The sequence below is a fragment of the Candidatus Villigracilis saccharophilus genome (assembly GCF_016711665.1).
In genome coordinates, this window is the sequence record NZ_JADJSO010000050.1 from 70376 (window position 1) to 80005 (window position 9630).

Sequence of the window (9630 nt, forward strand, 5' to 3'; positions counted from 1 at the left end):
GCACTCCGAATTAACAGGCGTAAAAAATGATCAAACAACGTTTTGAAAAAATACTAAATCAATCCGAACGCGGCCAGGCGATCATCCTGATCGCTTTTGCCATTGTGGGGCTGGTCGCGATGGTTGGACTGGTCACAGATACCGGCATCTTATTGATCGAATACGGCAAACTCAAACGCGGAGTGGACGCCGCCGCAGTGGCTGCCGCGCAGCAATATCGTTTGAGTGGAAATGTGCTCGACCAGAGCGCGCTGGAAAATGCCGCGATCAACTTTCTGCAGCTCAACCAATCCTCCGACATCGTGGAAGACAGTGTGATCGTTCACTCATGCGAAAGCCCTGAGGGAGACAGGCCGGCTCTTTGCAACCCTGACCCAGTAAATAACCCCAACGATAACCGTAAATTGGTTGAGGTGATCGCATCCAAAACAGTTCATTTTGGTTTTTTAAGGGTGATCGGAATTAATCAAACCACGGTTACCGCCAACGCCGTCGGCGAGGCGGCCACGATCGATATGGTGGTTGTGATCGATAATTCCGGCTCCATGGCTTACGAGACATCCGCCAGCCCGGGCGGCAACGATCCAAGTACATGCAATCCTACCAATACATGTCAACCCATGCGGGTTGTGAAAGACACAGCCCTCGACTTTCTGGACACACTCTACTTTCCTTATGACCGGGTAGCAGTCGTAACAATGACCAGCCCTTCTGACCGGGATCCAGTTGAAGTACTGCCCTTAACTTCAAACAAGGCAGATATTGTAGATGCCATTAATAGCATCCAGGTCTTTGAACCGCGGAATTGTGATTGGAACAACCCTACAGAGGGTTCCTGTCTATTTTATGACCCAAATGGAATTTTTCTGGGAGAGGTTTGTGAAATATACGAAACCAACCCGGACCCGGCAACCCGTGACCCATCCTCCTGTCCATCCAGCAACATTGGTGGTGCATTAAAATTGGCAAGAGTTGCATTTACAGAAGATCCTGCCCACACCCGCCTAGATGCATTTTGGGTAGTGGTTAGTTTAATCGGCGGTCCCGCGAACGCAACCGACGCAACTGAACTTCATCCTAATGGTTTTTGTCCACCAAATACCTGGCAAAGACTACCTTGGTGCCGTGATCGCCAACCCACAGTACGTCACGCTTCCGATGACCCATTAGTGGCCTACGATAATCCATTGCCTATACCCGATAACGACCATACCACCATCAATATTTCTCTTTACGACCCTGATGACTATGCGCGCGACATGGCAGATGATCTAGCAACAACGATCTCAGGCGAGGGAGTAACCATCTTTACTATCGGGTTGGGCGCTGCAATCAAGAATACCACCTACAGCGATGATTATTATCCGGATGGAGTAACAAAAATCCCCCCAGCCGAAGACTTGCTTATGTATATTGCCGCATGCGCCGGCGAAGCCTCTCCTGATGATTGCGCAACTCCAATAACCACTCCTGTTATTAACCACGGCCAATACTTTTATGCACCAAACAATCTGGCACTCGCAGATATTTTTGATAGAATTGCCAAGAACATCGCCACCAAGATCTCGCAATGATCCTGACCAAAGGAAATCGTATGAATACACTCTCTCCACAAAAAAATGGGAAACGCAGGTCCAGGAAAGCGCAAGGTATGGTCGAATTTGCGCTGATCCTGCCGATCTTGATGCTGACCATCGTCGGGATATTGGAGTTTGGGCGCTTGTTCTACGCCTGGCTGATCATTGAAAACTCCACCCGTTTCGGCATCCGCTATGCCACAGCCGGCACGTACGACCTGGAGCGCTGCGTGGATCTGGACGGCGACGGAACCCCGTGCGGCGGCGCCAGCGAAAACCTTGAAATTAAAAATGCAAGACTTCCATCCATCATTAACGAAACCAACCGCATGATCGTCGGCTTTCATACAAACGGGAATGCGGTAGGCACTCAAAGCGACATCGAATATTTGAATATCACCGTATGCTCGAACGAAACCAACTTTGTCAGACCTCAAATGCGCATTGGGGATTTTTACGCAGAATGTACTTCAGATGGGACGAGAAATACCGCGCCAGGTCTTGATAACGCAGGCGACCCGGGCCAGCAGATATTCGTGGCTACCGACTATAACTTTACCTTTATCCTGCCAACAATCTTTTCGAACCTTTATGTTGTACCTGATATGATCCATCTTGCATCATATCGCGCGGGAATCAATGAATCCTTCAAAATTGCGCAGGTAGTTCAGCCGGCCGGGAATCCCAACCCTCCGGGAGGCGAATTTGTACCTACAAAAACATTTACACCTACTCCCACCGATACCCCGACCAATACATCCACCCCATCCGCAACCAATACCCTGGCAAATACAAACACGCCTACTATTACCCGCACCCCCACTTTTACACGGACACCAACCAGAACGCCCACGGTCACGAATACACCAACCGCGACTTCCGCGCCGATATGCGGGAACATCATCCTTAGCAACGCGCGCTGGAATTCTGACGACTTTTTGGTGACGGTCACCAATAATAATTCAGCGGCTGTCTCCCTGACAAGTTCCAGCCTGGACTGGGATACAACCTACGCGGTGCCAGCAGGCAACACGACCACCGCAATGTATTTCAATGAAGCCTCATTTAACGGAACCCGTTACGCCACGGCAAACAGCTGGAATACGCCGGTAAACAACACCGCAACCCCTTCGATCAGCCTGAGCGGAAATAACGCAGCAAACTGGTTCGCTGATTTTAATAACAAGAATTTCATAGGCACTTATGGAGTGGAATTGACTTTTGATCTTGGCGGTTTAGGAACCTGCACAAAATCTATTGAAAATGCATTGGCAACCCGCACACCAACCCGCACCGCGACCATTACCCGCACGCCGACCCGCACACCGACCATTACGCGTACGCCCACCATTACCCGCACGCCAACAATCACCAACACCCCGACCATTACAAACACCCCGACCATTACCCGCACGCCAACAATCACCAACACGCCTAGCCGGACGCCAACCCGCACACCGACCGTGCCGACGCCAACGCGCACCAACACTAGGACGCCGACTGCCACTGTGCCGACGCCGACCTTCACCAAGACCAGGACGCCGACTGCCACTGTGCCAACGCCGACCCGCACGCCAACCCGCACATTCACGCCGACCGTGCCATCGCCGACCCGCACACCGACCCGCACATTCACACCAACCGTGCCGACGCCGACCTTTACCAAGACCAGGACGCCTACGCCAAATGTGCCAACAAGCACGCCTACTGTGTCTCCCACCCCCACCCCCACCTTCTGCATTGGCCAAGGATGTAGTGGGTAAAAATAATAAAGGTAAAAAAACACCCGCCAAAATTTGGCGGGTGTTTTTTTACGGTATAATCCCGGCATTCATAAAAAGGAGGTTGAACGAAAAATAAAATAACTGGGAAAGTCAGCGCATGGGCTTTAGCGTTCGCTAAAGTTGACGAGGAAGAAGGTTCTCCATTGCGAAATGGAGTTAATCTTGAGACCTGACAGGTTTTGGAAACCTGTCAGGTCTCAAGAAAAAATCGAACGATCAGCGGAAGCCCTTCGGGTACGCCATACCCGTCATTCTTTCCCTCCAAAGAAAATATTGCCAACAAAACCCGCGGGTGACCGCGCGGTCAAAAGGCAATGGACGGCAAAACACAAACACGTCATTGCGAGAGCGGTACTTTTCCGCTCGAAGCAATCTCCCTATTCATGTGGAGATTGCTTCGGGCGAAAGTGCATCGCCCTCGCAATGACAACCATCAAACAATCGGAGGACTCCCTATTATGTGTGGAATCGTCGGATATGTCGGCCCGCGTGACGCGGTGTCGATCATCCTCAATGGCCTGAAGAGGCTTGAATACCGCGGCTATGACTCAGCTGGAGTGGCTGTCATTAATGGCAACCAGATCGAAGTGCGGAGAGACGCGGGCAAGTTGTCGCAATTAATTGACCTGGTAGGCAAATCACCGCTGACCGGCGCGCCAGGCATCGGTCATACGCGCTGGGCAACACACGGCGCGCCTTCCGCGCGCAATGCGCATCCGCATGTCGGCAGCACGGGTAAAGTCGTCGTAGTGCATAACGGCATCGTGGAAAATTTCCTTGAGATCAAAGATGAAATGGTCGCCGAGGGCGTCAATTTTCTTTCAGAGACCGACACGGAAACCATCGTGCACCTGGCAGAGCATCATCAAGCCGCGGATGCGAAAGGTGATTTTGTGGAAGCCGCACGGCGTACCTTCAAACAGATCGAAGGCGCGAACGTGGTCCTGCTCATGTCGGTGGATGACCCGGATAAGATCGTGACCGCGCGCATCGGCAACGCGGGCGGCGTGGTGATCGGGCTGGGCGAAGGCGAAAACTTTATCGCCTCAGACATCCCCGCCATTTTGGAACACACCCGCAAAGTGATCTTTTTGGAATCGCGCCAAATGGCGATCGTCACGCGCGACAGCGTGCGCATCGAAACACTCGAAGGCGTGGAAGTAAAACCCGAAATCCACACCATCGCCTGGGACGCGGTCGCCGCTGAAAAAGGCGAATACCGCCACTTCATGCAAAAGGAAATCCACGAACAGGTGCGCGCATTGACGGATACGCTCGCAGGCCGCGTGGACTTCAAAGAAGGCCGCATCCGCCTGCCTGAACTAAATCTCACACCCGAACTCGCGAAACGAATTCAGCGCATCTACATCACCGCCTGCGGCACCGCCGCATACGCGGGCATGGTCGGAAAGTATCTGATCGAAAAGATCGCGCGCATCCCCGTGGAAGTAGTGATCGGCTCCGAGTTCCGCTACAGCGACCCGATCGTGGATGAGAACACGGTCATCCTGGCCATCTCTCAATCCGGTGAAACCGCAGATACTCTGGCCGCCATGGAAGAAGGACGGCGCAAAGGCGGCATCATCTGGAGCATCGTCAACGCAATCGGATCACAGGCGATCCGCGTGGCGAATGGATATATCGCGATGCAAACGGGACCTGAAATTGGCGTGGCATCCACCAAGGCATTTACAGCGCCGTTAGTGGATCAATATATGCTCGCGATCCTGCTGGCAGATATGCGCGGCACAATTGATGACCAAACGAGAAAGGCTTTAGTCGCCGACCTACGGCTTGTCCCTGACCTCGCGGGGCGTGTTCTGGATAGAGAACCGGAAGTAGAAAAAGTTGCGCACGCCTTAAAAGATATAAAAGATTGCCTTTATCTTGGGCGCGGCATCAACATGCCCATTGCTTATGAAGGCGCACTAAAGCTCAAAGAGATTTCCTACATCCACGCGGAAGGCTACCCTGCGGGAGAAATGAAACATGGTCCCATCGCCTTGATCGACAAGGAGATGCCGGTGCTGTGCATCGCTCCCAAGGACCCGTGGCATGAGAAAATGATCTCACAGATACAACAAGCGAAAGCGCGAGACGGCATTGTCATCGCGGTTGCCACTGAGGGCGACGAACTGGTCAAAGGCATGGCCGACCATGTGCTGTGGATTCCCGAAGCGCCATGGATGCTTTCCCCGATCCTGACCGTGCTCCCATTGCAGTTACTCGCCTATCACATCGCCGCCATCCGCGGACTGGATGTTGACCAGCCAAGAAATCTAGCAAAGAGTGTGACAGTGGAGTAAACATGTCATTGGGAGGGGGGTGCCCCCGACAAGCAATCCTTTAGCAGGCTTCTCAAAGAAAGGCCTCGCAGCGACATAATTATACGGAGGAAGCATGCGCCCAGATTGGGATTCCTATTTCATGAAAATCGCATACGCTGTCTCGGAGCGAAGCACCTGCGACCGGGCCTTTGTGGGCAGCGTGATCGTGCTTGACAAACGTATTCTCACGACAGGCTTTAACGGCTCGCCCGCCGGACAGGATCACTGTGACGAGATCGGGCATCTCATGGTGGATGGACATTGCGTCCGTACGATCCACGCGGAAACAAATGCCATCATCCAAGCCGCGCTGCATGGAGTCTCCACCAAAGGCTCCACCTGTTATGTGACGCATTTGCCGTGTATCAACTGCACCAAGGTATTGATCAATGCCGGCATCGCGCGCATCGTTTACAGCACCGCCTACCGTACAGACGAAAACGCGATGAATTTTCTTAAAGCAGCGAATATTGAAGTGGTGCAAAGAGAATTCAACCTGCCTAATTCGTAAGTAAGGGCGACCCTTCATTATTTATTCAATCGACTGACTTCCGCAAGATGGGTCGCCCCTACAGGTTCACCCGACCCGAAACACAAACGGACATAATCCGCGCGCGCTTGATTCGCTTTTGGTAAATTGCGCGATCGGTCTTCCCAATGATATTTCCAGCATGGCAGAATCCATTTTGCACAACTCTGGGTGGTTTTCAATAATCTTTGCAAACGGGCATCTCCCAAAAATAATCCGTGGACCTTCCGCGGCGGCCTCCCAACGCGATTGATAATGCATCTCATTTAATTTATCGACAAGCAAGGACAATCGCTTTGGCATAGGCTGATTCGCAAATCCAACCAGACCCTGTGATCGAGCAATGCTTTCCCCTATTGATTCCATATTGACTTTGACATTTAACAACGCATCCGCTAAAACGGACAGGTTATCTCCCAACGCAGATTGCGACAGCGAATACATTTTCTCAGGTCTGCCGCGTCCGCCGCGCTGATGAACTGATGTGACTTCAAGGCGGCCATCGGAAGTCAATATGCCAAGATGATGGCGGACATTCGGTGCGGACATTTTCAGCGCGCGCGCGATCTCACGTGCAGAAGCGGCGCGTGTCTTTTTCAGGTGAGCCAGAACTTTTTGGCGGGCTGTGATCATGATTATTCCTTACGGATTGCGGAAGTCCACAATCCAAGTGAGCATATTTCTCTCGAAGCAGAATCAAGTATCAGTTACGAAAGAAGCGGATTTTGTCATTCAGCAGCCGTGATTATACTCACTTCTTTATTTTTGCAAACATATTTTTGCATAATTCCGTTGACTTATCTCCCTCACCTGCTATAATTCGCATTTGTGATGGAAAATACCAAATGAGTTTAAACTGGGAATCAACCTACGCGATCGCTTTAGAGTTACGCCGTCAGCATCCTGAGATCAATATTGAAGAAGTATCGTTACAGCAAATTTATCAGTGGACAATACAACTTAGTGAATTTGAGGATGACCTCGCGCTCGTGAACGATGACATCCTTTACGCAATCTACCAAGACTGGTTCGAGGAGAACATTCATGGAAAATGAAAAGTTAAGTTTACCGAACTACAGCATTCCTGAAGACATTCAAAATGTTGTAGCCATCACAACACTGGACCGCCTGTACAACTGGGGACGGCGTTCATCCGTCTGGCCGTTGATGTTCGGTCTGGCGTGCTGCGCCATCGAAATGATCGCGGCGCAAACCGCGCGCTACGATATGGCGCGCTTCGGCATGGAAGTCATGCGCCCGACCCCGCGTCAGGCCGACATGATGCTGGTCTCCGGCACGGTGACGAAGAAAATGCTTCCTTCAATTATTCGCTTGTACAACCAGATGCCGGAGCCGAAATATGTTGTGGCGATGGGCGCATGTGCTTCAAGCGGTGGTCCATTCAAGGAAGGCTATAACGTGGTTGCTGGTATTGATAAATTCCTGCCAGTTGATGTGTACATCCCCGGCTGCCCCCCCACTCCGCAGGCGCTGATCGCGGGCATGATCAAACTGCAGGAAAAGATCGACAAGCAATCCATCAAGAGCGTCACCTGGTACAACAAGGAGAAGAAGGATGGCAATTATGTACCCATGCCGATCCTCGGACCCGACTTGATCGATGTGCGCCGAAATGCGGAAATTAAACAAGTTTCCGCTCAAAGGAGAGTGCATAATGGCAGCGCCTCACTACGACCGTTGATCTGGTCACCCGTTTCCCGGGCATTGTCAGCACTGATACACGCCCCGGCTACACAGGCTTCATCGTCAACAAAGAGAATCTCGTCGAAGTGGCAACCGCCGTCCGCGACGAATTTGGCTTTGATTTATTGACCGCCGCCACCGCAGTAGACTACCTCGCCGAAAACAAAATGGAAATGGTCTATCACGCCTTCAAAACAACAGGCGGTGCTGGACTCATTTTTAGAGTGCAGGTGGAACGTGTTGACCCGATCGAGGTCCCTTCCCTGATCGAGATCTGGCCTGGCGTTGATTTTCAAGAACGCGAAGCTTGGGATTTATACGGCATCAAGTTCACGGGTCACCCCGACCTGCGCCGCATTTTGATGTGGGAAGGCTTTGAAGGCCATCCGCTCCGCAAGGATTGGAAAGAACCCTTCTTTGAAGAGGAAGTCAAGCCGTTCAAGAGCCGCTGGCCTGACGGGCAGCATACTTTCGCAGAGAATAAAAATCCATTTCGCGATAACCTGAATTTCCCCAAAGACTTTGACCCTGAAAAATATGAGGTCACCGGGAAGAAGATCTTTACATGTCGCCGAACGCGACACCATGAAAGATGTTGACGGCAACATGAAGACCGAACATATCGTGGTCAACATGGGACCGCATCACCCGTCCACGCATGGCGTGCTACGCGTGGCAGTCCAATTGGACGGAGAGACCATTATCGGCCTCAAACCTGTCATGGGCTACCTGCACCGCAATCACGACAAGATCGGCGAGCGCAATACCTATTTACAGAACATCCCCTACACCGACCGCCTCGATTATTTCAACTCGATGAGCAATAACTTCGGTTACTGCACCACAGTTGAAAAGTTGATGAAGATCCCCGTGGCCGAGCGCGCGGAATATATCCGCGTGATCATGGCGGAACTGAGCCGCATCCAGAACCACTTGATCTTCATCGGCATGTTGATGAACGATCTCGGCACAATGTACACGCCTTCACTGTACGCCTTTGAAGAACGCGAACTGGTGCTCGACATTTTCGAAGCTGTCTCAGGCGCGCGCATGATGTGCAACTATTTCCGCTTTGGCGGCGTGGTTCGTGATATTCCTGATTTTGCGATGCAGAAGATCAAAGATCTGGTCTTTGACCGCCTGCCCGCCAAGACCGATGAAATGGAACGCTTCCTCAACGAGAATGAAATTTTGGTGGCGCGCTTGAAGGGCATCCATGTCTTGAATGCAGAAGACGCCATCAAATACTCCGTCACAGGTCCCGTGTTACGCGCCACTGGTGTTCCATATGACCTGCGCCGCGCCGACCCATATTCAATCTATGACCGCTTCGACTTCGATGTGGCCGTGCGTCACAATGGCGACATGATGGATAACTATCTGATCCGCTTTGATGAGATCAGACAATCGCTCAGAATTCTGGAGCAGGCGATCAGCTAGATCCCCAAGGGCCGATCAACTCGCAGAAAGCCGCGTACCAGGTTCAGGTCCCAGCAGGTGAAGCGTATGGCCGCATCGAGTCACCGAAAGGCGAATTAGGCTTCTATATGGTTTCGAATGGCAAGCTAAATCCATATCGCTATCATGTGCGCCCGGCATCCTTCGTCAATCTTCAATGCGTCGAAAGTATGTGCCGCGGCACAAAGATTGCTGACTTCGTTGCCTTGCTTGCCATGCTCGATATCGTCATGGGCGAGTTGGATCGCTAA

General features: G+C 51.8%; 8 protein-coding genes and 1 pseudogene. 8 read left to right on the top strand and 1 reads right to left on the bottom strand.

Annotated elements, in window-relative coordinates; translation table 11 throughout:
• Positions 1–26 precede the first annotated feature (26 nt).
• The 4 genes from IPL17_RS15995 (at position 27) to IPL17_RS16010 (ending at position 6199) form a co-directional block, all read left to right on the top strand.
• Positions 27–1574 (top strand): VWA domain-containing protein, encoded by a 1548-nt coding sequence (locus IPL17_RS15995; protein ID WP_345308079.1) that lies wholly within the window; start codon positions 27–29, stop codon positions 1572–1574.
• 20 nt (positions 1575–1594) lie between these two features.
• Entirely contained in the window at positions 1595–3340 is a 1746-nt protein-coding gene (locus IPL17_RS16000; RefSeq protein ID WP_345308080.1) for a TadE/TadG family type IV pilus assembly protein, read from the top strand.
• Between the two features lie 479 nt (positions 3341–3819).
• Entirely contained in the window at positions 3820–5667 is a 1848-nt protein-coding gene (gene glmS, locus IPL17_RS16005; RefSeq protein ID WP_345308081.1) for a glutamine--fructose-6-phosphate transaminase (isomerizing), read from the top strand.
• Positions 5668–5761: 94 nt separating this feature from the next.
• Complete coding sequence (locus tag IPL17_RS16010; protein ID WP_345308082.1) at positions 5762–6199, top strand: cytidine/deoxycytidylate deaminase family protein; 438 nt, start codon at positions 5762–5764, stop codon at positions 6197–6199.
• 66 nt (positions 6200–6265) lie between these two features.
• Here the strand turns inward: IPL17_RS16010 and IPL17_RS16015 are convergent, their stop codons facing one another.
• On the bottom strand, positions 6266–6850 hold the full coding sequence (locus tag IPL17_RS16015; protein ID WP_345308083.1) for a helix-turn-helix domain-containing protein: 585 nt from the start codon (positions 6848–6850) through the stop codon (positions 6266–6268).
• A 212-nt stretch (positions 6851–7062) separates the two neighbouring features.
• On the opposite strand from IPL17_RS16015, the gene iscX reads away from it, so the two are divergent.
• From iscX to IPL17_RS16035, 4 genes and pseudogenes are all read left to right on the top strand, one after another.
• The gene (gene iscX, locus IPL17_RS16020) at positions 7063–7272 is read left to right on the top strand and encodes a Fe-S cluster assembly protein IscX (protein WP_345308084.1); all 210 of its coding nucleotides are present in this window, start codon (positions 7063–7065) and stop codon (positions 7270–7272) included.
• The gene (nuoB, locus tag IPL17_RS16025; RefSeq protein ID WP_345308085.1) at positions 7262–8050 is read left to right on the top strand and encodes an NADH-quinone oxidoreductase subunit NuoB; all 789 of its coding nucleotides are present in this window, start codon (positions 7262–7264) and stop codon (positions 8048–8050) included. Before iscX ends, nuoB begins: the two co-directional genes overlap by 11 nt.
• Positions 8008–8520, top strand: coding sequence for an NADH-quinone oxidoreductase subunit C (locus tag IPL17_RS16030; RefSeq protein ID WP_345308086.1), 513 nt, complete (start codon positions 8008–8010; stop codon positions 8518–8520). The genes nuoB and IPL17_RS16030 overlap by 43 nt, the downstream gene beginning before the upstream one ends.
• 7 nt (positions 8521–8527) lie before the next feature.
• Positions 8528–9630, top strand: a pseudogene (locus IPL17_RS16035) (NADH-quinone oxidoreductase subunit D).